Source organism: Leptogranulimonas caecicola (assembly GCF_023168405.1).
Classification (GTDB): domain Bacteria; phylum Actinomycetota; class Coriobacteriia; order Coriobacteriales; family Atopobiaceae; genus Leptogranulimonas; species Leptogranulimonas caecicola.
Genome location: NZ_AP025285.1, coordinates 23614 through 48210, shown reverse-complemented (window position 1 = coordinate 48210; position 24597 = coordinate 23614). Strand labels below are relative to the sequence as shown.

Annotated in this window: 25 protein-coding genes and 2 tRNA genes; 7 read left to right on the top strand and 20 right to left on the bottom strand. The window is 59.5% G+C overall.

What is annotated here, in order from left to right:
- Positions 1-44: 44 nt before the first annotated feature.
- From purF to purE, 4 genes are read right to left on the bottom strand one after another with little or no spacing between them, the layout of a single operon-like run.
- Positions 45-1622, bottom strand: a complete 1578-nt coding sequence (purF, locus tag OR601_RS00210; protein WP_265591769.1) for an amidophosphoribosyltransferase — start codon at positions 1620-1622, stop codon at positions 45-47.
- A gap of 17 nt (positions 1623-1639) precedes the next feature.
- Positions 1640-2443 carry a class B sortase gene (locus OR601_RS00205; protein ID WP_265591768.1) on the bottom strand — a complete coding sequence of 268 codons (804 nt, stop codon included), beginning with the start codon at positions 2441-2443 and terminating at the stop codon, positions 1640-1642.
- Between the two features lie 2 nt (positions 2444-2445).
- Positions 2446-2892 (bottom strand): GatB/YqeY domain-containing protein, encoded by a 447-nt coding sequence (locus tag OR601_RS00200; protein ID WP_265591767.1) that lies wholly within the window; start codon positions 2890-2892, stop codon positions 2446-2448.
- Positions 2893-2922: 30 nt separating this feature from the next.
- Positions 2923-3378: a 5-(carboxyamino)imidazole ribonucleotide mutase gene (gene purE / locus OR601_RS00195; protein WP_265591766.1), complete on the bottom strand. Its 456-nt coding sequence runs from the start codon at positions 3376-3378 to the stop codon at positions 2923-2925.
- Between the two features lie 251 nt (positions 3379-3629).
- Between purE and OR601_RS00190 the strand changes: the two genes are divergently transcribed.
- The gene (locus OR601_RS00190; protein WP_265591764.1) at positions 3630-4511 is read left to right on the top strand and encodes a PfkB family carbohydrate kinase; all 882 of its coding nucleotides are present in this window, start codon (positions 3630-3632) and stop codon (positions 4509-4511) included.
- A gap of 84 nt (positions 4512-4595) precedes the next feature.
- Here OR601_RS00190 and OR601_RS00185 read toward each other — a convergent pair whose 3' ends face one another.
- From OR601_RS00185 to OR601_RS00175, 3 genes are all read right to left on the bottom strand, one after another.
- On the bottom strand, positions 4596-5570 hold the full coding sequence (locus OR601_RS00185) for a hypothetical protein (protein ID WP_265591763.1): 975 nt from the start codon (positions 5568-5570) through the stop codon (positions 4596-4598).
- Positions 5571-5839: 269 nt separating this feature from the next.
- Positions 5840-6523 (bottom strand): glycerol-3-phosphate acyltransferase, encoded by a 684-nt coding sequence (locus OR601_RS00180; protein ID WP_265591762.1) that lies wholly within the window; start codon positions 6521-6523, stop codon positions 5840-5842.
- A gap of 49 nt (positions 6524-6572) precedes the next feature.
- Positions 6573-8357 (bottom strand): ABC transporter ATP-binding protein, encoded by a 1785-nt coding sequence (locus OR601_RS00175; RefSeq protein ID WP_265591761.1) that lies wholly within the window; start codon positions 8355-8357, stop codon positions 6573-6575.
- 253 nt (positions 8358-8610) lie between these two features.
- Here OR601_RS00175 and OR601_RS00170 point away from each other — a divergent pair, with 253 nt between their 5' ends.
- From OR601_RS00170 to OR601_RS00155, 4 genes are all read left to right on the top strand, one after another.
- A complete protein-coding gene (locus OR601_RS00170; RefSeq protein ID WP_136011727.1) occupies positions 8611-8976 on the top strand; it encodes a hypothetical protein in 366 nt (121 codons plus the stop codon).
- Between the two features lie 76 nt (positions 8977-9052).
- Positions 9053-9568: a hypothetical protein gene (locus OR601_RS00165; RefSeq protein WP_265591760.1), complete on the top strand. Its 516-nt coding sequence runs from the start codon at positions 9053-9055 to the stop codon at positions 9566-9568.
- Positions 9568-10251 carry a response regulator transcription factor gene (locus OR601_RS00160; RefSeq protein ID WP_265591759.1) on the top strand — a complete coding sequence of 228 codons (684 nt, stop codon included), beginning with the start codon at positions 9568-9570 and terminating at the stop codon, positions 10249-10251. Before OR601_RS00165 ends, OR601_RS00160 begins: the two co-directional genes overlap by 1 nt.
- Positions 10248-11432: a sensor histidine kinase gene (locus tag OR601_RS00155; RefSeq protein WP_265591758.1), complete on the top strand. Its 1185-nt coding sequence runs from the start codon at positions 10248-10250 to the stop codon at positions 11430-11432. The genes OR601_RS00160 and OR601_RS00155 overlap by 4 nt, the downstream gene beginning before the upstream one ends.
- 42 nt (positions 11433-11474) lie before the next feature.
- On the opposite strand, the gene OR601_RS00150 is transcribed toward OR601_RS00155, so the two are convergent.
- The 12 genes from OR601_RS00150 to OR601_RS00095 all read right to left on the bottom strand — a co-directional run bounded on the left by OR601_RS00150 (position 11475) and on the right by OR601_RS00095 (position 23665).
- On the bottom strand, positions 11475-12209 hold the full coding sequence (locus OR601_RS00150) for an NUDIX domain-containing protein (RefSeq protein ID WP_407658176.1): 735 nt from the start codon (positions 12207-12209) through the stop codon (positions 11475-11477).
- 3 nt (positions 12210-12212) lie between these two features.
- Positions 12213-13499, bottom strand: a complete 1287-nt coding sequence (gene purD / locus OR601_RS00145) for a phosphoribosylamine--glycine ligase (protein ID WP_265591757.1) — start codon at positions 13497-13499, stop codon at positions 12213-12215.
- 15 nt (positions 13500-13514) lie between these two features.
- Positions 13515-14468 carry a DegV family protein gene (locus OR601_RS00140; RefSeq protein WP_265591756.1) on the bottom strand — a complete coding sequence of 318 codons (954 nt, stop codon included), beginning with the start codon at positions 14466-14468 and terminating at the stop codon, positions 13515-13517.
- 42 nt (positions 14469-14510) lie between these two features.
- Positions 14511-15797: an adenylosuccinate synthase gene (locus tag OR601_RS00135; RefSeq protein ID WP_136011733.1), complete on the bottom strand. Its 1287-nt coding sequence runs from the start codon at positions 15795-15797 to the stop codon at positions 14511-14513.
- 116 nt (positions 15798-15913) lie between these two features.
- Positions 15914-17311: a replicative DNA helicase gene (gene dnaB / locus OR601_RS00130; protein ID WP_136011734.1), complete on the bottom strand. Its 1398-nt coding sequence runs from the start codon at positions 17309-17311 to the stop codon at positions 15914-15916.
- A gap of 581 nt (positions 17312-17892) precedes the next feature.
- Positions 17893-18441: a 50S ribosomal protein L9 gene (gene rplI / locus OR601_RS00125; RefSeq protein ID WP_136011735.1), complete on the bottom strand. Its 549-nt coding sequence runs from the start codon at positions 18439-18441 to the stop codon at positions 17893-17895.
- Between the two features lie 57 nt (positions 18442-18498).
- Positions 18499-19521: a DUF2232 domain-containing protein gene (locus OR601_RS00120; RefSeq protein ID WP_265591755.1), complete on the bottom strand. Its 1023-nt coding sequence runs from the start codon at positions 19519-19521 to the stop codon at positions 18499-18501.
- A 17-nt stretch (positions 19522-19538) separates the two neighbouring features.
- Entirely contained in the window at positions 19539-19802 is a 264-nt protein-coding gene (gene rpsR, locus OR601_RS00115) for a 30S ribosomal protein S18 (RefSeq protein ID WP_136011737.1), read from the bottom strand.
- 42 nt (positions 19803-19844) lie between these two features.
- Positions 19845-20354: a single-stranded DNA-binding protein gene (locus tag OR601_RS00110; RefSeq protein ID WP_136011738.1), complete on the bottom strand. Its 510-nt coding sequence runs from the start codon at positions 20352-20354 to the stop codon at positions 19845-19847.
- Between the two features lie 47 nt (positions 20355-20401).
- A complete protein-coding gene (rpsF, locus tag OR601_RS00105; RefSeq protein WP_136011739.1) occupies positions 20402-20695 on the bottom strand; it encodes a 30S ribosomal protein S6 in 294 nt (97 codons plus the stop codon).
- Between the two features lie 420 nt (positions 20696-21115).
- Positions 21116-22417, bottom strand: coding sequence for a DUF4013 domain-containing protein (locus tag OR601_RS00100; RefSeq protein WP_265591754.1), 1302 nt, complete (start codon positions 22415-22417; stop codon positions 21116-21118).
- Between the two features lie 138 nt (positions 22418-22555).
- Positions 22556-23665 carry a trimeric intracellular cation channel family protein gene (locus tag OR601_RS00095; protein WP_265591753.1) on the bottom strand — a complete coding sequence of 370 codons (1110 nt, stop codon included), beginning with the start codon at positions 23663-23665 and terminating at the stop codon, positions 22556-22558.
- A gap of 153 nt (positions 23666-23818) precedes the next feature.
- Here OR601_RS00095 and OR601_RS00090 point away from each other — a divergent pair.
- Together OR601_RS00090 and OR601_RS00085 are read left to right on the top strand one after the other, a co-directional pair.
- A tRNA-Ser gene (locus OR601_RS00090) sits at positions 23819-23909 on the top strand.
- A 40-nt stretch (positions 23910-23949) separates the two neighbouring features.
- A tRNA-Ser gene (locus tag OR601_RS00085) sits at positions 23950-24040 on the top strand.
- A gap of 337 nt (positions 24041-24377) precedes the next feature.
- On the opposite strand, the gene OR601_RS00080 is transcribed toward OR601_RS00085, so the two are convergent.
- Positions 24378-24596: a hypothetical protein gene (locus OR601_RS00080; protein ID WP_265591751.1), complete on the bottom strand. Its 219-nt coding sequence runs from the start codon at positions 24594-24596 to the stop codon at positions 24378-24380.
- Position 24597: the final 1 nt, after the last annotated feature.

Genomic DNA, 24597 nt, shown 5'->3' with positions numbered 1-24597 from the left:
AACGGGCGCCCCAGACCATGCTGCCTGGTGGCGCCCGGTGTAATTCAGGTAAGTTCGTGAGAGGAGGCCCCTCGGATCTCTTCGCCCCAGATGTTTTGGGCCTCTTCGCGACAGAGCGCCAAGACGTTGGTGACCTCTTCCACGCTCATGAGCGAGGTGGGTGAAGGATCCACCAGGTTGTTGGGCTTGTAGCCGGGCAAGAAGCTGCCGCGGGAGAAGCTCTCGGGGATGGGCACTGGATAGGCGCCGGTGAAACAGGCCGCGCAAAAGCCCGGCAAGGGGTTGACGGCGACCATGAGGCCCTCCACTGAGAGGAAAGCCAGCGAGTCCGCCCCTATGAACCGGCGGATCTCCTCCACCGACTTGTTGGCGCTGATGAGCTGATCTTGGGTGGCGGTGTCGATGCCGTAGAAACAGGGCCACTTGACCTCGGGAGAGTTGATGCGCACATGGATCTCTGTGGCCCCGGCATCACACAGCAGATTCACTATCTGGGCCATGGTGGTGCCACGCACGATGGAGTCGTCCACCAGCACCAGGCGCTTTCCTGCCACCACATCTTTCAGGGCGTTGAGCTTGAGGCGGACCCCCATCTCACGCAGTTCCTGAGTGGGCTGGATGAAGGTGCGGGCTACGTAGCGGTTCTTGATGAGGCCTTCACCAAAGGGGATCCCCGCGGCTTCGGCATAGCCTTCTGCGGGAGGCAGGCCGGAGTCGGGCACGCCGATGACCAGATCTGCGTCCACCGGAGCTTCCTGGGCCAGCTGCTGGCCCATGCGGCGGCGCGCCATGTAGACCGTGCCGTCTCCCATCACCGAGTCTGGGCGGGCAAAATACACCTGCTCGAAGATGCAGTGGCTGGGTTTCTCGGTATGGTATTCGCGCTGGGTGACCAGGCCGTCGTCGGAGATGCGCAGGATTTCGCCGGGTTCCACGTCGCGCAGATATTTTGCGTCGACGATGTCCAGCGCACAGGTCTCGCTGGCTACCACCCAACCACTGTCGTCCTTTAGTCGGCCCAGCACCAAGGGGCGGATGCCGTCGGGGTCACGGAAGGCATAGAGGGCGTTCTCGCGAGCCAGCACCATGGCGTAGGCCCCCTCGATCATAGCCATGGTGGATGCGATGCCTTCGCGCAGGTGGTGAGTCTGCTGGGTGAAATAGCCGATGAGCTTGGCGGCTACCTCGGAATCGGTGTCTGTACGGAAGGGAATGCCCATGTTGATGAGCTCCCGACGCAACGCGTCAGTATTCACCAGGGTGCCGTTGTGGGCCAAGGCGATGATGGTGTCGTTGATGGTGGACAGGTGCGGCTGAGCGCCCTCCCACCCCGAGGCTCCCGACGTGCCATAGCGCACATGGCCCACTGCCACATGGCCGTGCATGGCGTTGAGATCGGCATCCGAGAAGACCTGCTGCACCAGTCCCTCATCTTTGCGCACCAGCACGGTGGATCCATTGCCCACCGCGATGCCCGCAGACTCCTGGCCGCGGTGCTGCAGGGCATGGAGGCCAAAGTAGGTCATGCGCGCGACGTCTTTGCCGGGGGCCCACACGCCAAAGACGCCACACTCGTCGTGGAGCTCATCGGCCGGCTGTGGGGTGGCTACCTGTGAATCCATAGATCTCCTTGCAAAGGTTAAGAGGCGGCGGTGGCAGTGGTGCCATCGGCCACGCTTTGGGGCACGCATACCACAAGCGTGCGGCCTCGGCCATTGTCGTAGTTGCAGGTGACGAGGGTAAGCACGTGATCGGTGCGAGAGATGACCTCTGCTGCATCCGGGCGACAGGCATTGGCCTGACCCAGACGCTGGGCGAGATGCGCGCGGAAGGCGGCCAGATCGGGCCATTGCAGCTGCACCGTAAGGTCTCCAGACTCCGGAAGCACATAGGTGAAGAGAGGGGTGAGCGCGTAGTTTGCCTGCTCGGTGACCCACCAAATGCGAGAGTGCTCGTCGAAGACCTGTTGCTGGTTCATGGTGTCGATCCAGGCAAACATGGAGCCGTCTTGCAAGTGGTGGCCGTAGACCATGGTTTGCATGTCTTCCAGGTTGGGCCCGGTGTTTTGGGAGTCGATGAAGACCAGACCCCCCAGCGAATAGTTTCCATCGGCGCCGGTGCGCAGGTAGGTATCGTTGGTAGCCCCTTGGTAAACCGGGAAGTTCACCGGCGTGTCAGGGATCTGCACCCAGGCGCACACGTCGGAGTTTTGAGCCTTAAGGGCCGCCCAATCCACTACCGGCGGCTCATCTTGGGTACCCGGCTGCACCGACTGCTGAGCCACCTCTACCTGGGCTGCCACATGGTCGTATTCCTGCTGCTTGTCATACCAGAGCCAAAAGGCGGCGCCGATGAGGGCGATGTCGATGATGATGAGCAGCACAAAGAGCACCTTGCGCTTGGTGCTCCAGGGTTTCTTTTCTTTTTTATGCGCGGCCACCATGGTTAGCCCAGCTTGGCGCCGGCCATCTGCGCGGCGGCGCGCTTGTCGAAGTTGCCGTTAGTCTCTTGGTTGAGCGCGGCCATAAGCTTGCCCATGTCGCGGCGGGTCTCCAGATGTTGCTCGGCGATGATGGCGTCGATGCGCGCCTCCAGGGCATCGCCTTCCAGCTGGGCGGGCAACAGGGAGGCCAGCACCTGGGACTGCTCCTTGAGCATGGCGATGCGGTCTTCGTGGGCGGCGCCAGCCTTCTCCAGAGCCTCTTCTTCCTCGCGAGTCACCTTTTGGAGGCGCTTTACCGCGGCGACAATGTCTGCCTCAGTCACTTCGCGGCGCTCGTCTACCTCGATCTGCTTGATGGCCTGGTTCACCTGGCGCAGGATGGAAAGGCGGTTCTTGTCCTTGGCGCGCATGGCGTCTTTGATCTGGTCTAGCAGCTCTGTCTTGTCCACAGATATCTCCTGAATGTTGCTGTGTGAGCCCTACTGGGCCATGGATTCCTTGAGGGCGCAGATGGCCTCGCGATACTGGGGCATGGTAGCCCCCAGAATTTGAGTGGCATAAATGCCGGCGTTTTTAGCGCCATTGATGGCCACACAGGCCACTGGCACACCGCTGGGCATTTGCACCATGGAGAGCAGCGAGTCCAGGCCGCCCAGATCGCTGGTGCGAATGGGCACCCCAATGACCGGCAGCGGAGTGAAGGCTGCTACCACGCCGCCTAGATGGGCCGCCTTGCCCGCCGCAGCGATGATGACTTTAAGGCCGCGATCGGCCGCCGACTCTGCCCACTCATGGACTTTGGCCGGGTTGCGATGAGCGCTGGCCACCACCAGCTCAAAGGGCACACCCAGCTCCTCAAGCTGATCGCAACAGGCCTCCATCACCGGCATGTCGCTCTTAGATCCCATGATAATTCCAACCAGCGGCTGGGCCATGATGCCTCCCTGAATAATCTCTTTAGTTTCTGTCTCCGCTTTTCAGTGTATCCCATGAAATGATGTGGATAAATGGGACCACTCAGAGTGAGGGCCCAAAAATGACAGTGTTTCTCGGCAAGGCCTAGAGATGCCCACAAGCTCTCTCAAGCTCACGACAGTCTCTCTGTTCTGGCGCACGCCCCCAAGCAGATTGGTCTAGGATGGCATGCGTGCGTCGGTCCATAAGTCCACGTCAGAAAAGAGGAACCATGACTTTGAACGCATCTCCGGCCGATCTCTATCTTTACGACCGAGAAGGGGCCTACATTCCCCGCGTGGGAGCCGTCCATGATCTGTGCGGTTACGGCAAGTGCTCGCTGGGGGTGGCGATCCCCGTGCTCTCGGCTGCTGGCTGCGACGTCTGCCCGGTGCCTACCTCGCTCTTTAGCGCCCACACCCTCTATCCCGAGTTTTATATGCTGGACACCACCGACATGCTCAAGCCTTATCTGGACGCCTGGCAGGCAGAAGAGGTGGAGCTGGATGCCGTCTATTCCGGCTTTTTGGGAGCCCCCGAGCAGGTGGCCTCCATCCAGCGTCTCTATGAGGAGCATCCGGACGCGCTGCGCATAGTGGACCCGGTCATGGGCGATGCTGGAAAGATCTACCCCACCTACACCCCAGAGCTCTGCGATGCCATGAAGGGCCTGGTAGAGGGTGCCGACGTGCTGACTCCCAACCTCACCGAGGCCTCCATTTTGACGGGCATCGAGTATCGCGGCCAAGACGTGGACGAGGCCTTTGTGAAGGAGAACATCGACGCGCTGGTGGACCTGGGCGCCAAGACCGTGGTGCTCAAGGGCGTCTCCCACGGCGACGGCCAGGTGCGCAACTATGTGGCCGGCGCCGGCCTTGAGACCCTGGAAGTCGCTGGCGAAATGCTGCCCTTCCAACTCCATGGCACCGGCGACCTCTTTGCCTCAAGCCTTTTGGCTGCCATCATGTCCGGCCGCTCCCTAGGCGCTGCCACGGAGTTTGCCAGCCGCTTTGTACACGACGCCATGCTGGTGACCAAGGATCAGCCCCAGTACAAGATGCGCGGCGTGAGCTTTGAGTCCAAACTGGGAGAGGTGGCCCGTTTGCTGGATTAGGGCTCGGGGCTTAAGCCAGTTGCATCAGAGACGCAACCTTGCCCTCGCTCACGGCCTGCTTTTGATCTGCGCTCTTCAGCGCCGTCACTGCGTTGCGGTGGCGGCGCTTCCTTGTGAGGCACCCGTCCCCGCCTCGCCGGAAGTGCCGCCAGAGGGGTCGGTTTTCTCGGCAACAGCAGAGCCCTGCGAGCCAGAGGCGGCGGCATCCTGACCGGTGGCACCCTCTTGGCCAGAAGCCCCTGTATCCTTGGCAGCGTTGTTGGCCGGCGTGGAGCTGTCTTCTGGAGCGGCCAAGAGCCCCTCGAGGGTAGGGGTGCCCACCTTGGCACGCAGGGCCTCTGCGGTTTTGTCGTCCAGACCGGAGATGGAGCAGAAGAAGTTGATGCCGCCGTCGGCCGAGGCCACCTTGGTGAAGACAAAGGTGAGGAAGTTGCGCTGGGGACCCGTGGGCTCTAGCAAGCCAAAGAACCGGGTGGTTTGGATCTTGCCGTCTTCCTCATGGATGTCTATGTGGTAGATGACCGTGGAGATATTGGGGTTGAGCAGCGCGTTTGTAGCAAAGGCGGTGGCCTGGATATAGCCGGTGGAGAGGGCCGACATGGCTGTCTCGCTGGTGATGTCTATGACGGTGACCTCAACGCGACCGGTCTCTTCGCTGGCCTCCTGCACGGTGTAGTGCTCCGGGAAGCCGGTGAAACCGTCGCCCCACTCCACGCCGTTTCGCAGCGCGGAGTTCACAGACTGGATGTCCACATGGTTTGCCAGCGCCGTAGTGGTGACGCGGCGGGTGATGGAGAAGAAGATCTGGGAGCCCACCACCACCGCGAAGATGATGAGCACGAAGAGCACCGAGGTGCGAGCGATAACGTTGCCTACGTTGGAGCCCGAAGGATCCTTGCCAGAGAGCGGGTCGATGCGTAAACCCACGCCTTCGCGGGCGCGGCGGCCGCGCTCAGCCTCTGCGGTGCTGGCGTTGGAGTGACCAGTCTCGTCGACGGTAGCAAACAGCGCCTCTACCTCAGGGGTGCTTAAATACTTGCTCCGCTTCTTCTTTGCCATCAAGACCCCTCATAGCCGGGTTGCGCCCTCATGGCGCCTTGAAACTCTGCCAACGGATGAGGAGGGCAGATGGGAGCCCTCTTAAGAATTGGGGCCGTTGGCCCTCGCGAAAATCATTGTAAAAGCAGAGCGGCCCTTCGTGAGGGCCGCAGCCAAGACTCCCGCTAAAGCGCATAGGCTCTCAAGGGACCTTGGTCGTGCGACCTGCGGCCCTGCGTTGCTGCGGCTCTTTGCGCCAACTCCCCTCGCGCCGAGCGCCCGCACCCTGGCTACCTGTGCTTGGCACGTAGCTTCTTGGCCAGCGTCGCCACCGGGGTGGCGCCTTCCTTGATGCCCTTGATGGCCGGATAGTGCGCCAGAACCATGAGCGCCAGCAAAACAGCGGCGCCGATGACTTGCACGATCATGATGGAAGTGGGACCCAAAGCAGACCCTTGGGAGACAAGGTAGGCCAAGAAGCCCACAGAGCACACCCCATAAGCAGCGGGAATAGCCACGGCACCCCAGCACAGATAGCCCGAGAAGACCACCGTTCCCAAGCCCACAAGGCACGAGATGATGCCCGCAAAGGGCCAGGCCAAAATGAAGGTGGCACAGGTGGTAGCCACCCCTTTGCCGCCACGGAACTTGTGCCAGACGGGGTAGTTGTGGCCCAGCGTAGCTCCAATGCCCGCCCAGATAGCAGAGGTAGACCAGGTGGATTGAGTGAGATAGGCGGTCAGAATGGCAGCGACGACCACTTTGCCGCAGTCGCCCACAAGGATGAGGGCTGCATATTTTGGCCCCAGCTCATGGCCCAAATTGGCCATGCCGGGATTGCCGTCGCCAGCCTCGAAGGCGCTTTTGTGCAGCACCGCGCGGCTTACCAGGTCTGCCGTCAAAAACAGCCCGCATAGGTAGCCTATGACAATGCCGCCCAGGCATCTGAGGATCCATAACTCAGAAACAGCCACCCACGCCACCTTCTTCCCTGCGCTCCATGCCCTAAGTCCTGCCGTGGACTCAAGGCCTCTGATGGCCAAACTGCATCTCGTAGTAATGCGCGTAGGTCCCTTGACGAGCCAGTAGCTCCTCATGGGTGCCTACCTCGGCCACTGAGCCATCAGACACCGTCACGATCACATCGGCGTCTTTAATAGTAGACAGCCGATGGGCAATTACCAGCGTGGTTCTGCCCTGAGCCAGCCGAGTGAGCGACTCTTGCACCGCGTGCTCGCTCTCATTGTCCAAGGCGCTGGTGGCCTCGTCCAACACCAACAGCGCAGGATCTTTGAGGAAGACGCGGGCAATGGCAATGCGTTGCTTTTGCCCTCCCGAGAGCCTGCCGCCCCGCTCCCCCACCGGCGTGTCGTAGCCCTCAGGCAAAGTTTTTACAAACTCGTGGATGTTGGCCAGCTTGGCAGCTTCGACGATTTCCTGCCGAGAAGCCCCTGGCCTCCCGTACGCAATGTTGTCGGCGATAGTGCCGTTGAACAGATAGACGTCTTGCTGCACGATGCCAATGGCTTGGTGCAGGCTGTCCAAGGTGACGTCTCGCACATCCTGGCCGTCGATGGCGATGGAGCCGGCATCCACATCGTAGAAACGGGGCAAGAGAGCACAGGTGGTGGACTTGCCGCCGCCAGAAGGCCCTACCAGGGCATAGGTTTTGCCGGGAGCGATGTCTAGGTCGAAGCCCTTGAGCACAGCCCGGTGGCGGAGCTCGTTCTTATCGGCAATTCCTTCGTTGTCGTAATCGAACCACACATCGTGGTAGACCACGTGGCCTTGGGTGACCTGCAGAGGCTTGGCGGCAGGGGCGTCTTTGATATCGGGGTCGGTGTGGACCACCTCTTGGAAGCGACGGAAGCCCGCGGAGGCCTTCTGGAACATCTCGGTGAAGTCGATGAGGGTTTGAAGCGGCGTGGTGAAAAGGCTCACATAGAGGGCGTAGGTGGCCAGGTCCACCACGGTCATGGCCTGGCAAGCCACCAAGTAGCCGCCGTAGACGATGATGGTGGTGTAGAGGGCGCCGGTAAGCAGCGCTGCGGCCGCCTGATAGGACCCCATGGCACGGTACATGCCCTCTTTGGAGGAGAGGTAGGCGTCGTTGGCAGTGCCAAACTTGGCGCGCTCCAGGTCTTCGTTGGCAAAGGACTTCACCACCCGCATGCCCGAGAGTGAGTCTTCCAGTTGGGTGTTCACGTCTGAGATGCGCTCGCGGTTTTGGGTGAAGATGCGCTTCATGCGCCTGTTGATATAGAGATTGTAGGCGCCTAGCACCGCTGTGATGGCCGCCATGGCCAGCGCCAGCTGCCAATTGATGGAAAACATGATGCAGAAGGCACCCACGACCTCGATGGCGCAGACGATGATGGCCTCTGGCAGGTGATGGGCGGCCTCGGCGATGTCAAAGAGGTCGCTCACCAGGCGGCTCATAAGGTCGCCGGTGTCGTGCTTGTCAAAGTAGGAGAACGAGAAACGCTCGTACTGGTCAAAGAGGTCTTGACGCATGGCGCTTTCCATGCGCGCACCCATGATGTGGCCCCAGCAGGAGACAAAGTAGCGGCATACATAACGCAGCCCATAAAGGCAGATGAGCCCCACAGCGATCCAGGCCAAATTGGCCATGATCGCCGCCGAGCCCTCGCTAAAGAGTCCATTGGTGAGGTAGCGCAAGATGATGGGAAAGGCCAGGTCTACCGCTGCTTGGAGGATGGCGCAGACCGTGTCGGCCCAAAAGAGCCCTCGCCAGGGATGGTAGTAGGACAGAAACGATCGGAACAACGAGGGGTTTTTGGACGACACAGAGCTATTCCTTCCAAACGCAGCGGCACTTATGTGACTGTACCTCACTGCCCTGCGGATTATTTTTCACAGATCCAAGATCCTTTACGCGCAAGAAGCCATACATCTATGGCTACCAATGAGAAACCATTGCAATTTCAAGGGTTTTTATTCTCATGTCTGAAAACAAATTTATGTACTCTAATTAACGAGGATCCGGATTACTTCGTGATACAGCCTTTATCCTGCCAACCAGCGATCAAAGGAAAATCCCATGCGAAACAAGCATCTTATCCCGTTGGTTGCCGCTTCCTTCCTTATGGCACTTAGCCCTTGCATGGCTATCGCACAGCCAATTGCCACATCGGTCTCTACTGCAGAATCCATCACCAGACGTCCTGCAATGCATCTTACTGACACCGTGAACCTTGGGGACGTTAATGTCACGGTCACCTATTCTGTTGTATCTGGCCGAATCTCGGGCATTCTTAGCAAATCCTATGCAATCATTGGCGCCGGAATCTCTAATGTAAATATAAATGTATATATCCAAGAACATGGGGCCCGGGCCCAAGTAGTCGCCACCTATCACAAAAATGGATTCGGGACCAAAACGGCGTTTAACTATATCTATCCCTAATACCTAACAGTCACTTATACCTATAGGATGTCCCTGTTCTGCAGGGCCATCCTCCCCATGAAAGAGGTGAGCTTATATGGCCACATCGACGAACATCCTAAAGGCCTTCATGGTGCTTTTTGCATTCACCGCGCTTTGTGGCTGCTCAGCGCCTCTCTCGCCTAAAGCCAATGTCACCCCTGATGCAAACCATGCTCAAACCGTGCGACCAAGTGGAGATGCCCGCACGGATTACGACGAGAACGCCGAATGTGTCCTTCGTGGAACAGTCTTAGCTCGGACTCCGCAACGCCTCGTGGTAAAAAGCACGGCGCTTATCAATGACGATCGCATCTCTTCGAACCCCAACGTCTATGTCTATCAAAGCGGCCCTGCCAGCGACCATGATTTTTCCATCTTTGAGATCTCAGGAGACACTCCTGCCACCACCGAGGACGGACAGGGGATCAATGTATATGACATAGAGCCTGGAGCAGAGGTACTTGTACATTGGACGGGGCCTTTTGATTTTGGAGACCCCACTTTCAAGCACGAGGAAGCTCTTCACAGCGCTACCAAGGTTTGCCTCGTTAACGACAGTCAGGTCTCATAGTGAGTCTCATCTATTACGCTGACGACGAGCAGGCCGTGCGCAAAACACTAAGTTCTTTTCTCGCGCAGGAAGGTTATGACGGCCAGGGATTCTCTTGCGGAGAATCCCTCTTGCATACCTTTCAGGAAAAGCCTTGTGATCTTGTAGTCCTTGACATAATGATGCCTGGAATCGACGGGATCTCTGTTCTCGATCGTCTGAGGGAGATCTCCTCCATTCCCATCATCCTTCTCACCGCCTGCGACAGCGATGCCCAGTTTTGCCAGGATCTCGACAGAGGCGCCGACGACTATATAACTAAGCCTTTCAAGCCTCAGCTTCTCATGGCAAAAATCCGAGCCATGCTACGCCGGGAGCCTATGCATATGCCGGCGCGGCGGCTGTACTTTGGCAACATCGCTCTCGATGAACAAACACGAGGGGTTCTTGTGGAACAAACCCCGCTTCATCTGACACCGACAGAATTTCGCTTGCTTGCGTACTATCTCAAGCACAAGAACCGAGCTATCACGCGTCAAGAGCTCCTCAAAGAGCTATGGGGCTTTTCAGATGCGACCCAATCGCGTGCAGCCGACGAAGCCAATCGTCATCTTAGAGAGAAGCTACTAAAGGCCCATGCCAATGTTATAAACCAAACGGTATGGGGCTACGGCTACCGCCTGAGCAAGAGGGATATGCCGTGAGTGCCCGTACCCCCAAAGCCCATCTCACAACCTTCACTGTCTGCGGCGCCTTAGCCTCGCTTTTGCTGGTACTGACACTCTATGTGGCTCAAAACATCAACATCATAGATGAGGCCCGTTTATCCATAGAGACAGCTGCGGGAGCCTCCTCAAGTCAAACCACCACAGCTCCAGCAACGATCCTCTGGGTAAAAGCCAAAGACGGTGATGTGCTGGCCGTGACCGCGCTTCCCTCTCTTGACACCGCAAACCAAATACAATGGGATATCGCCCGAGCCTATACAGAAGAGGCTTTCCAATGGAAAGCTGGAGAGATGCGCTTGATACAAAGCCATGACTACATCTTTTGGGTAGCCCCGGGAACAAGCCGTGAGCACCTCCCCAGTGACCACACCACTACACTTTACGCGTTTGATGCCACAGCGCTCTACGGAGTTCTCAATCAAAGTACCATGGTGATGCTCGGCCTTTGCCTCATAACCGCGACCATCCTGATCTTGGGCGGCCGATTTGTGAGGAATCAAATTGCCAATGCCGAAAAGGGATCTCGTGACTTTTTTGCCAATGCATCCCATGAGCTTAAGACCCCCTTAATGGCCATCGAAGGATACAACGCGCAGCTACAAAACGGCTTCGTGAGCCTCAACGAAGGATGCCTTGTTATCGAACGAGAAGTCTTGAGAATGAAAAGGATGGTCGACGACATACTCGAGCTCTCACGCGTCGACTCTATGGTTGCAACACCCGTCTTTGCTCCAACAGATCTTCGAGAGATTGCCTATGACACCCTTACAGATATCGCACCAATAGCCACCGAAAAGGGCATTCTCCTCATCCCCGAGCTCCCCCAGGAACTGCACGTAGTTTCCGATTACCGAATGCTCTATTCCATCCTGTCAAACATGGCATCTAACGCCGTGCGACATGCCCAAAGCCATGTGGAAATCCATGGGTCTATACATGACAACGCTGTGACAATCACGGTGATAAATGACGGAGAAATCCCCGATGAAGTGGAGTTGGCTCACGCGTTTGACCGTTTTTATCGGGGTCCGTCCGGTCAAAGTGGCCTAGGCCTTGCCCTGGCCCTAGAATATACACACCTTCTAGGCGGTACGCTCAATCTAAAGAGCGCACCCCACGGTGCGCTCTGCGTTCTCACACTTCCCTGTGAGCATTAACTTGTTTAAACCCTAGAGATCTGAAGTCTTCTCGACAGCTCACTACTCAAGCCTGCGGCTGATGGCGTCCACCGCCAGAGCCCCCACCACGGTTTTTGCATCTTCTACCTTGCCGTCGAGCACCGCGTCGATGAACTCGCCGGTGTCTACTAGGTCGACATTCAAAAACTCGTCGGCATCAGGATCTGAAGCGGCAAAGACAAGCCCGGTGGCCATATAGATGTGGATGATCTCATCCGAGAAACCCGCCGAGGTCACGATGGACGTCAAGTAGCCCATGTTTTGCGCCCTGAAACCGGTCTCCTCTAACAGCTCTCGATGAGCGCAGGCCAGAGGGTCCTCGCCGGGGTCCAGCTTGCCGGCCGGCACCTCCACGGTGACGCGGTCCAGCGCGGTGCGGAACTGGCGCACCAGGCAGATGCGGCCATCGTCGGTAAGCGCCACAATGGCCACCGCGCCTGGATGGCGCACCACATCGCGACGGGCTGGGCGGCCGTCAGGAAGCTCCACCTTGAGCACGTCGATCCCAAAGATCTTGCCGTTCCAGGCGCGCTCCTCGCCGCAGATGGTCTCGGAGATGGCGGCGTCTCGAGGATCGTCGCCCCCGGGCACGAAGTGGCGGCGGCAGGGCATGCCGGAATGATGACCCTCGCCTACTGCGTCCCTGTCGCCGTCGGCCAGATAGTCTGCCTCAGCCACCTCCAAGGTGGCAGCTTCGGGTGCGCCATCCACGCAGGCTTCCACTTCTTGGGTCTCCTGTAGCTCTTCTTTGCCCATGGGCTATACCTCCCAGGCGTCGCGCCCTTTGGCGGCACGAGCCCCGATGTCATGACGAAGGGTCTTTCCCTCAAACTGGATCTTCTCAGCCGCCTCATAGGCCAGTGCCCGAGCCTCTTCAAAAGTGGGCGCCATGGCAGTGACGTCCAGCACACGGCCTCCGGCGGTCACCAGCTCGCCTTGGTCGTTCTTAGCCGTGCCCGCGTGATAGACCGTGACGCCGTCAAGGGCCTCAGCCTCGTCGATGCCGGTGATGACCTTGCCCTTCTCATAGGCGCCGGGATAACCCTCGCTCACCAGCACCACCGAAACCGCCCAGCGCACATCCCAACCCATGGGCACCTGGTCCAGCGCGCCTGTGGCGGCCCCATAGAGGAACTGCAGGAAATCGCCCTTGAAGCGCGGCACGATGACCTGGGTCTCCGGGTCGCCAAAGCGGGCATTGAACTCCAGCACTTTGGGGCCTTGGGCGGTGAGCATGAAGCCGCCGTAGAGCACGCCCTGATAGGGGATGCCTTGGGCCGCCAGCGTGCGGACGACCTTCTCGTTGATGGTCTCCATTTGCGCCTGCTCCTGCGGGGTCACAAAGGGTACCGGAGAGTAGACGCCCATGCCGCCGGTGTTGGGGCCGGTGTCGCCCTCCCCCGCCCGCTTGTGGTCTTGGGCGGTGGCCAAGGGCACTACGGTGGTGCCGTCTGTCACCGAGAGCAGCGAGACCTCTGGCCCCTTGAGAAACTCTTCGATGACCACGGTGGATCCCGCCTCGCCAAAGGCTCCCGAGAAACACGAAGCCACCGCGTCCTGGGCTTCTTCCAGGGTTTGCGCCACTACCACGCCTTTGCCCGCAGCCAAGCCATCAGCCTTGACCACCACCGGGGCGCCCACCTTCTCCAGGTACGCCAGGGCGTCGGCCTCGTTGTCGAAGGCCTCATAGGCTGCCGTAGGCACATGGGCTTTTGCCATGACCTCTTTAGCGAACTTCTTGGAACCCTCCATCTGGGCCGCAGCGCCGCTGGGACCAAAGACGGCGATGCCCGCGTCGCGCAGGTTGTCTGCCACGCCGGCCACCAGTGGAGCCTCAGGGCCAATGACCACCAGGTCGATATCGTGATCTCTAGCAAAGAGAGTCACCTGGACGCCATCTTCAGGATCGATGGGCGCCACTTGGGCGATCTCGTTCATGCCGCCGTTTCCCGGGGCCACCCACAGCTGCCCAGCCGCAGGCGAAGCTGCCATTGCCCTCAAGAGGGCATCTTCTCGGCCACCGGCACCCAAAAGCAGAACATCCACAGCGACTCTCCTCTCTCAAAGGTTGTCGTCCGCGTGGGCGACAAGCCCTTCTCTCTCCAAGCTCTCCAGATCCTTCAGGGGATCTGTCTCCGAGGACTCATGCACCAGATAGCGCACGGGCGCGTAAGCAATGCCCATGGCCCCCAAACCCAACGCCACCGCCACCGATCCCGAGGCATTTATCACCGTGGATCGCGTGGAGGTGAACTCATTGGTATCCAGCGGCTTTTCCAGGATCGACAGGTTTCTGGGAAAGCCCACCGACACCTCTATGTAGCGCAGAGGCCCTTCTCTCTGGGCATCCAAGCTCATAAGCCGAGCAATGCGTCCCGCCAAAAGCCGCTGGTCACCGTGGTGCCCCACGCGGGTGAGGTGCCCGCGGCCGTCCATGGCCACAAACCCGTAGGATCCCGTCCAGCCGTCCACGATGGTGCGCAAGCGCTTTAAGGGGTTGGAGCGGGTATGGTTGTAGAGCGCGGCCCCTGGCGGGGTGATGAACAGCACGGTGACCCTAGGGATAAGCTGCTGCACATGCTCGATGGCCTCTTCGAAGCTCATACCTACTTGACGGGCATGAACCAGGTCTGCCACCACCATGGCTTCGCCGGCAGAGACCAGCTTTGAGTCGATCACGGCCACCTGGCAGCGCTTCTTTACCTCTCGGGCAGCGGCCACCGCATTATCAAACACCTGCACCAGAGCAGAAGAGGCTGTGATACAGATGATGGGATCGTCGCTTTGATCGATGAGCTGGTTGAAGACCTCCATGAACTCGGCAGCCGAAGGCTGCGACAGGCGCAAGATGCCCTTGGCTGCCAGGTCTACGTAGACGTCGGCCGGATGGACGCCCAGCACATCGAGCTCATCCTTATACTTGCCTCGCAGGTGCATGGCTACCAGGTGGACATCGTGGGCTTCGCACCACTCCTTGGGAAAATCGGACAACGTATCACAGACGATGCGAAACACAGAGGCCCTCCTCTCGCGAATCCTGCGGGCAGACGCTATGGCTTAGCGCCAGTGGCGATTGATGGTTTGCTCGCGATCAGGGCCTACCGCGATAAGGGAGACCGGCACGCCCGAGAGGCGCTCGATGAGGTCGATGTAGTCTTTGGCCTCGCGGGGCAGATCGGTGTAGTTACGCACGCCTGAGATGTCGCACTTCCAGCCGGGCAGCTCGATATAGACGGGCTTGGCCTTGTAGAAGAGCGACTGGTGCTCGGGCACGGTGGTGTAGCGCACACCATCCACGTCGTAGGCGATGCACACCTTGATGGTGTCCAGCACGCTCAAGACGTCCAGCTTGGTGACCGCCAGATCGGTGAGTCCGTTGACGCGGGCGGCATAGTTGACCACCACGGCGTCGTACCAGCCGCAGCGACGCTTGCGGCCGGTGGTCACGCCGTACTCGTGGCCCACCTCGCACAGAAGCTCGCCGATCTCGTCTCCCTGAGGGAGCTCGGTGGGGAACGGGCCGGAGCCCACGCGGGTGAGGTAGGCCTTGGCGATGCCCAACACGCGATCGATGTGCTTGGGGCCCACGCCAGAGCCGGTGATGGCGCCGCCAGCCGTGCAGTTTGAGCTGGTCACAAAGGGATAGGTGCCAAAGTCGATGTCGAGCATGGTGGCCTGGGAGCCCTCGAACAAGATGTTCTTGCCCTCGGTGATGGCCTCGTTCAAGTAGCGGGAGCTCTCGATGATGTAGGGGCGCAGGCGCTCGGCATAGGGCAGGTAGGTCTCGCAGATCTGATCCACCGTGTAGCCAGGAAGGCCATAGATCTTCTCGAGGATGGGGTTCTTCTCGGCAAGGGCGGTCTCCAGCTTCTCGCGGAAGATCTTCTCATCCAGCATGTCCTGCATGCGCAGGCCTATGCGGGAGACCTTGTCGGAATAGCAGGGGCCTACGCCGCGGCGGGTGGTGCCGATGAGGTTCTTGCCCAGGCGGCGCTCGTTGGCCCCGTCAAGATCCTTGTGATAGGGCATCACGATGTGGGCGTTGCCGCTGATCTTGAGGTTGTGATAGGAGACGCCCTGCTCGTCGAGGGTGGCGAATTCTTCGAGCACCACCGAGGGGTCGACGATGCAGCCGTTGCCGATGACAGGCACGACGCCCTCATACATAACGCCCGAAGGGATCTGGTGCAGTCCAAACTTATGACCGTTGGCTACCACGGTATGACCGGCGTTGGCGCCGCCTTGGCAGCGACATACCACATCGTACTCGCCGGAGATGAGGTCTGTGACCTTGCCTTTTCCCTCATCGCCCCACTGGGTACCCACAAGAATCGTCGAGGCCATTGGTTTTCTTCCCCCTCAAACTCTTTAGCGCCGCCCTCCGTGACGGCGCAGCATCATTCCTCAGTATAGTGGAGGGACGTCCTGCTCTGAAGGCACAACGCAAGGCGTCAGAAAAGCTAGGCTGGAGGCGCCATGTCGGCATGGGTGCGGTCCAGCTCCATGAACTTGGTTTGGTCTTTGAGAAACACCATCTCGATGGTGCCCACGGGGCCGGAACGGTTCTTGGCGACGATGAACTCGGTGATGCCCTCGTCGGGGCGGTCTTTTCGCTCGGCCTCCTCGGGGGTGGTGGAGCGGTCCAGCAGGATGACGATGTCTGCGTCCTGCTCGATGGCGCCGGACTCACGCAGATCGGAGAGCTGAGGGCGCTTGCCGGTGCGGTTTTCCGATTGACGAGAGAGCTGCGAGAGGGCGATGACGGGCACCCCTAGGTCTTTGGCCATGATCTTGATGCCGCGGCTCATCTCCGAGACCTCGGTGGCGCGGGAGTCCGAGCGCTTGGAGGGTGGCGGGCTCACCAGCTGGAGGTAGTCCAGGATGACCACTGCCTTCTCCTTGTTATGGAGCATGCGGCGGGCCTTGGCGCGCACCTCGGTGACGGTGGTGCCGGGGGTGTCATCGATAAGGATGTCAAGCTTGGAGATCTCCTCGGAGGCCTGGAGCAGCGCAGGCCACTCCTCACCGGAGATGTTGGCGCTGCGGATCTTTTGCAAGCCCACCGCAGAGCGTGCAGCCAGCAGTCGCTGGGCGATCTCTGTAGAGCTCATCTCCAGAGAGAAGAAAGCCACCGTGGCGCCGTTCTCCGCCGCCTGCACCGCCAGGTTGAGGGCGAAGGAGGTCTTGCCCACGCCAGGGCGGGCGCCCACTACCACCATTTGACCCTCGCGAAGACCCAACAGCTTGTGGTCCAGCTGCTGGAAGCCGGTCTTGACACCTAAAGCATCCTCGCCGGCGGCCGCCTGCTCCTGAAGCTGCAGGTAGAGGTCCTGCATGGCCGTTTGCATGGTGATGTAGTTGGAGCGCACGTCGCGGTCGGTCACAGAGAGGATCATGCGCTCTGCAGAGTCGATGACCTCTTTGGTGTCCTCTGGCGCGTCGAAAGCCAAGCTGGAGATCTCTGCGGTGGCGGTGATGAGCTGGCGCAGGGTGGAATCGCGCTTGAGCATCTCCATGTAATGGCGCCAAGAGGAGAGCGCGAAGGTGTTGGAAGTGATCTCCGTGATGTAGCGGGGGCCGCCGATGGCCTCCAGCTGCTTGGAGGACTTGAGCCTGTCCGCCAACGTCACAGGATCGACAGGCAGCGATGCGTCAAACATGTCGCGCAAGGTGGAGAAGATGGTTTGGTGACGAGGCATGAAAAAGTCCTCGTCACGCAGCTCTACCAGGCATTCTTGCAATACATCAGGGGAAAGCAGCATGGCCGAGAGCACCGACTGCTCTGCCTCGATATCCTGGGGCATTGTGGGGGCAGCGTCCCTGCCGCTAAAGCCGGCGGGGGTTAAGGCTGAAGGCATTGCACGCTCCTTTGAGCCAGAGTTCACGGACTGCATAGTACTCCGAAACCAAGCCCTCCGTTGTTTTCATATATGATTGCTTTTCCACTCTCAACAGGCCGATGTTGTTAAGGGGTAAGGCTCTGTCCTGCCGCTTTCTGGGTTTTCAACGTTTTCAACATGTTTTAGTGCCCTCGGAAAAATTCTTTTCAACATTTTGCGAACGATTGTTCGCTCTTTCCCCGTTGCCCCAAATACCTGGGATTTCGCCTCGCAGCTGCTTCGCACCTTCATAAACCACCAGGTAGATGCTGTGTTATTTTCAAAAACCCAGCCAAAGGGGGAGTCGCTGTCCAAAAAGAGCACACCTTATAAATAAAAATAGCCCTTGACTTGAAGTGTCCAATTAGGCAACCCCTCGCCCAGGATTGTCGAAATAGGGGGTTGTTAACAACCCATGGCGATCGATCTATAGAAAAAGCCCAGCTCACAGTCACAAGAGCCTTGTAAGTCCCCTGAAACTGTGGCCGGGCTTCTTGGCAGCTTTCTTTAGAGCCCTCTGTGGAGCCCTAGGAAAGCCGTTCATAAAAACGCAAGGTGCACTAGGCCTCGGCGGGAGCCTCAGCCTCGGGAGCCTCAGAAGCCTCGCCTTCGACAGCGAGCTCCTCAGACTCGGCAACCTCCTCGTCGCCTGCGGGAAGGTCCTCAGGCTGACCCACCTGGACGCCCAGGGTGGCGAAGATATTGCGGTAGATGGAAACGATGACCTCGTGGAGGCCAGCGGTCTTGATGGGCTTCTTGATCTCGATGCGCTTGCGGTCGATCTCGATGCCGTACTGCTCTTTCAGGGCAGCGCCCACCATGGCGTTGGTGACGGAGCCAAAGAGCTGGCCCTCGTCGCCCACCTTGACGTCGACGACTACAACCTTGCCGTCAATTTGCTCGCGGAGGGCCTCGGCATCGGTGATGCGCTTGGCCTCGCGCTGGGCAATATTGTTGCGGCGCTGCTCGAGCTGCTTAATGTTGCCCGGGGTGGCAGGCTGGGCGATGCCGTTGGGGAACAGGTAGTTCTCCGCATAACCCTGGGCGACGTCGATGATGTCGCCCTCTCCGCCCTTGCCCCGGAGCTCACCCAGAAGGATGACTTTCATGGGACTACTCCTTTGATCGGCCAGCCGAAAGCGGCCGGCGAAAACTCTTGTGATCCATCAGGCGGCAGATGCCTTTGGCTCGCCACGGTCGAGGTGGCGAAAGTTCGCAAAGAAATCTACGACGCCCAGGATGCTGACGACAAAGAACGATGCCTCTAGCTGCAGTGCCAGAAGGATCACCAGGAACCTTATGAGGCACCCGGCCTGATACTTCTGAAGCCACCACATAAGGACTCCGTAGCCCTCCAAAAGGAAGACGAAGCGCACTGCCATAAGGGCGCTGGCGCCCACGGTGGCGGCCGCCTGGCTCAAGGGCCCAAACAAGAAGTTGAAGGCCATGAGGGCAATGCTGCCGATAAGCACCACCATTGCCCAGGTGGGAGCATCGGCTGCTTGGGCTCTCCAGGTAGGAGGAGTGCCCGGAGTCTCGCGGGCCACCCAGCCTGCAAAGTGGGCTGCAAGCACACTCAAGCCAGCTGCCACAAAGTAGGCGAAGGGCCAAAGCAGGTAGATAACCCAGGTCACAGAGCGAATCTGCGCTGCCATCTCAAGGCCGGAAGCCTCGGAGATCGCCTGGACTTGCGTGTCGATGATGCTGCGGACGGCGGCAAAGAAGTCTTCGCCGACCAGAGACATCACCAGCCAGTTGAGTCCGATGGCGGCAAGGGTTGCCAGTGCAGCCGCTGCGTAGTCCACCGTGAGGTTGGCACGCTTTTTGGCCGCCAGGGCGCCCACCACAAGCGCAATACACAGATCCACGCCGCCTTGGAGCACCACACCCAAGTTGCCCTGGACCCAAAGCCATCCCAGGATGAGGCCTGCCATAGAGGCAGCCACCAGAGCCCCTAGATAGGAGCGGGAGAGCTTAGCGGATATCCCTCGCGAGATACCGTAGGCCACCATAGCGACGCCAATGGCGGCAATGCTGGTGAGGGCCACCGCTCCAAAGCCGCACCAGATAAGTGCGCTTGCAAAGGGGCGAGACTGAGAGGGTTTGGGCTGCGTTGGAGGTTCTTCTCCGTAGCGCACCAGACCGGTCTCTTCTTGAGTGTCAGAGTTCTTGTCGTCTCTAAAGGCCACGATGAGACCTGGTGCCTCTAGTCGCGACGACGGCCGCCGCGGTTGGATACCACGGGTACCGTGTAGGGCAGAAGAGCCATCACGCGGGCGCGCTTGATGGCGTTGGCGATGTCGTGCTGGTGCTGCGTGCAGGCGCCGGTGACGCGACGGGGCTTGATCTTGCCGCGATCGGTCATGTACTTGCGAAGGAGCTGGGTGTCCTTATAGTCGATGAACTCGACATCCTCCTTGCAGAACTGGCAATACTTGCGACGCGGCTGACGCTGATATTCAGTAGCCATGTCTTTGAGTACCTTTCGTATACCGGCAGGAGGCCGGAATAATTAGAACGGGATGTCCTTGTCGTAGACATCGCCAGCAGGCGGTGCTTGGACAGGGGCAGGCGCGGGGGTAGAAGCGGTGAAGCTCTGGTTTTGAGGGGCACCCATCTGCGGGGCTTGCTGAGCATAACCGCCCTGCTGAGGATAGCCTCCTGGTTGGCCCTGCTGGCCTTGCTGGTCGCGAGAGCTCATGAACTCGACCTCGTCGACAACCACCTCGATCTTCGAGCGGTTTTTGCCAGACTCGCGGTCTTGCCATTGGCTCCAGCGCAGCTTGCCTTCGATAGCCACCTTCATCCCCCTGTGGAGGATGTTCGCCAGCGACTGAGCCCGGTTGCCAAACATCACGCAGTCGATGTAGTTGGGGCGATCCTCCCACTGCTGGGTCTGCGGATTGCGCCAACGATCATTCACGGCCACGCCAAAGGACAACACGCTGCTCCCCGAAGGCAGTGCGCGAAGCTCAGGGTCGCGGGTGAGATTGCCGGTGATGGTTACTCGATTGATGCTCATGGTGAAACAGCCTCCTTGAGTGATCCGGATGGGTCACTTTGCAGTCATTACTCGTGGTCGGGACGACGGACGATCATGTGACGCTTGATGGCATCGGTGATGCGGCACACACGGTCGAGCTCGGCGATCTGAGTGGGGTCTGCGTGGAAGTTGATGAGGGTGTAGTCGCCCTCGGTGAGCTTGTCGATCTCATAGGCGAGCTTGCGCTTGCCCCAGTTGTCGACGTTGTCGATGGTGCCACCATTCTCAGTGATTGCGCTATCGATGCGCTTCAGGGCGCCAGCGCGGGTCTCCTCATTGATGGTGGGGTCGACGATGAACAGAATCTCATAGGCCTTCATGATTTCACCTCCTCCGGGCTAAATGGCCTCGGGTCGTGAAGGTTTGCGCCCGAGGCAGGAAAGGTCGGTGTTCGATATTAGCACAGCAGACCCGTCTCCCCAGCTAACACACATCATTGGATGATTCTCACAACACGGTACCTGCCGAGAAGAACCACCCTCAGGCTCGCAGCCGCTGGCTCCAAGGCTTTCACTGGCTTTTGTCATATTTCTGTCCCACCGCTGGCCATTTTTTGACCAAACCGGCAAAACCCTAGGTAAGCCTTGTGAAGTTCCTGTTATCCAAGATGAGGCTCCACGGGATCCATAAAAAGAAGGGCCATTGGCAGCGGCCCTTCCCTACAGTTCTTTGGCACGCAAGACAGCCTGCACTAATACTCTTGTAGGACTCTTGTAGGCGCTGGCAACCCTGAGGCCTGGCTACTCCTCGGGTTCGCCGCCTTCCTCCTCATCCTCTTTGTGCACGATGAGGGGCGTCACTATCTCGCCCTCATCGTCGTCGGCAATGGGGCGCTCCATTCCGGGGATGGGAGACTCGGGAGCGTCCTCGAACTCGCCTACCTCTTCCTCTCGCCCGTCATGGGAGTCGACGGTTGGCTCTTGGACGTCCGCCTCGACGTCTGTTTGCGGCTGATCGTCCAACACCAGCTGGATGGGAGTTGCCTCTTGTGCCTGAGAGGAGGATGGCCCGATCGCCGCCTGCTCTTCTGCCACAGGCGGCTGGGGCGCGGGTTTCTCGGCAAGGGAAGGCTGGGGCTCTGCGGGAGCTGCAGGCTGTCCAGGCGCGACCGCCGAGACAGGCGCCTGAGACTGCGAAGCAGCCTGAGCTGCGGGAGACGGTTGAGGCTGCGATGCTGGCTGAGGCTGCGGATAGGGGTTGTAGAAACCCGTAGGCACAGGATCGGAGCCGGAAGACAGGGGCACAGGATCGGAGGGGCTTCCCCAGACAGGCACGTTGAACTGGCGGATCCAGAGGGCGCCGGCAGTGTAGACCAAAAGCATGGCGACGACGCTGATCACATTGGCGACGTAGCTTGCCAAAAGCATGGGCAGCATGGCCGATTGGATGAGCCCTGCCACCGAGGTCGCGATGAGGGCGGCGCTATTGGTGGCGTAGCTATAATAGGCACCCCACAGGAGCGACATAACCGACGGGATCATAGAAAAGATCGCGATCGCCAGGGGAATGGCCGTGACCAAGCCCCCCAAGACGGCGATGCCAAGGATGCGGAAGAGGCCGCCCAGATCATGGGCGAACATGGTCCAGACTTGTGAGAAGCCAAACCCGGCGCCGATCTTTTGGTAGATGCAGCCCCTCAGGTTGGCCACGAGCACCAGAAGGCCTGCGAAAATATCCAGGCCCACGAGAAGGATCCCCAAAACGATGCTGCCACCGGTCCCCGCGAAATCCATCATCCAGGCAAGCGCCGAGGCCACGATGCCTGCCAAGAGGCCCCAGCCCAGCGAGATCACAAAGGCGCGCCATCCGGCGCCGATACACTCGCCCACGCGCACGCCGCGCTGCTTGGGAGCTGCATCCACTCCCCAGGCAGTGAGCCGAGCCCAGCAGAGCGCGTAGCCCGTCACCCCCAACGCTCCGAAGATAGGCACATAGAGGCTGAGCGCCAGGATGCACATCGGGGCCAGCCAGCCTTTGTCCTGCGTCATCATGCGCCAGGCACGGGAGAGGTAGTGTCCGTTCACAAACGTCATGTCTGCCATGGGAGGCCCTTCTCATGTAGGAGGCAGTGCCATTGCGTGGTCGTGGAACTCATACTAGCGCACCTTTACCGAGAAACCCCTGGCCCTCCAGGGTGCAAGCTTTTACGAATCCCTTACCACCCGATAACTGGCGCTGGCCTAGCGGTAGGGCAGCTGGTCGTCGGGATCTGTGAGAGTCTCTTTTTTGGGAGAGGGCTCTGGCATGAGGAGGGTCTTCTCGGCAGGTTCGTGAGGGGCGAAGATGGCCTCGGCGGAGCCTTTGGCCTGCCCTTCTGCAGCTTCGCGCTCCCGGGCCTCCAGCTCTTCGCCCAGCTCCTCGCGAAGTTCTTGTTTGATTTCTTCTTTCATCTGGTCGCGGCGCTGCTCGCGAGCCTGTTGGGCCGCGTCGGTGCTGCTTGGCGCTGGCGCGAACGAGCCCGTAGAGGAATCCCAGCGCACGCTGTGGCCCATTCGGCTGCCACGATAGGGAATGTAGGGATTGCTCACCGTGCGATGCTTGAGCCTGCGGGTATAGTCGATGAGCCGGGGCGTATAGTCCACCGGGCTGGGCGTGGTAATGCCAAACCTAAGCGACAGCCAGCGCAAAAGGCAGCAGACGGCCACGCAGACCACCACGGCGAACCCCTTCACAAGCCCGGCGTAGACCAGGGCGCAATAGACCGCCGCTGATATCAGCGCGCAGGAGGCGTAGAGGTTTCCTGGTCTAAAGATCTGGGGGACGTCGCCTAGGAAGATGTCGCGCAGCATGCCGCCGCCCACGCCGGTGAGCACGCCCATGAGCAGGGCCGCCATGACGGGGAGCTCGTGGATGATGGCCTTGTCGGTACCGGAGGCGGTGAAGATGCCCACCGCCAGGATGTCCACGATGGCCGTGGCTTTATCCAACGACTTGAACAACCCCGAGAAGAAAAATACCGCGGTCCCGGCCAATGCCGCCGTAGGAATGGCCCAGTCGTTGGAGAGCATGTAGACGCTGCCGCACTGCATGATCATGTCGCGGATAAGGCCGCCGCCAAGCCCGCAGAGCATGCCCAGGCCCGCGGCGCCAAAGAGGTCCAGCTTGCGCTCTGAAGCCGTGAGCCCGCCAAAGGCCGAGCCCACCACCACAGCGACCATATCGATCCACTCGGGCATGGTGAGGGTGATGAACTGAGGATTGAGCGTCGTGAAGAGGGTGCCCACGGGATTCTCCTCGAAATCGATGACAGTAGCGCGTGCAGCCTGCGTGCGAGTCTGCCTGTGCCCCATGCAGAGCGGCGCGCCATGTAGGGAGCGACGCACCAGGCAGAGCTGCACACCATGCACCATTATGATGTGTTGGTGCGATGAGGGCAGCGGGCACTTTTATTCTTCTACACACTGGAGCGCCGATGTGTTATTCTAGCCGTTGCAATTGCATAGGGAGAGTTGTCCGAGCGGCTGAAGGAGCACGATTGGAAATCGTGTAGGCGGTAACCCCGTCTCCCGGGTTCAAATCCCGGACTCTCCGCCAGTATGTTTAAGGCGGCACCTACGGGTGCCGCTCACCCCATGGAGGGGTGGCAGAGTGGTTGAATGCGGCGGTCTCGAAAACCGTTTACGTGCTTCGCACGTACGAGGGTTCGAATCCCTCCTCCTCCGCCAGTAAATCAAGCCTGCACGCGCGGTGAGCCCAGTGAGCGCAGGCTGTGTATGAGGACCCTTTGCAAGGGTCCTTTTTAGTGCAAAGTGACTTTCATGCAATGGGCTGCAGGTAGACATGGACGCGTGCCGCTAAAGCGTGCAGGCGGAAACAGGCTCCTACAAACATGCTCATGCGTCCCTCTGAAAACTAGCTACATTAGTTACACCAGACGTAGCTGATGCAGAGAGTTTTTCCAGTGCAACTATACCCTTACCAGTGCAGCTATACCCTTACAATACCTGCACGTTCACCGTTCCCAATGCCTACGCCTCGTCCCAGCCAGTTGCTGCTCAGCGCCTATTCGTCTGGCGCTCCCAGACTTTGCCTCGCCAGCACTTCTGCGGCAGTCTTGCGAGGAATGTAAGACCCTTTGAACGCCTTTTTGTCATAGCTCACAATGGCATCTACCTGCAGTGCCTCTGCAGCAGCGCGAATAAGCCCGTCTTCATAGTCTGTCTCATTGGAATCCAGTGCGCTATATACAAGGAGTCCGGTGAGATCTACCAGGTCAAACACC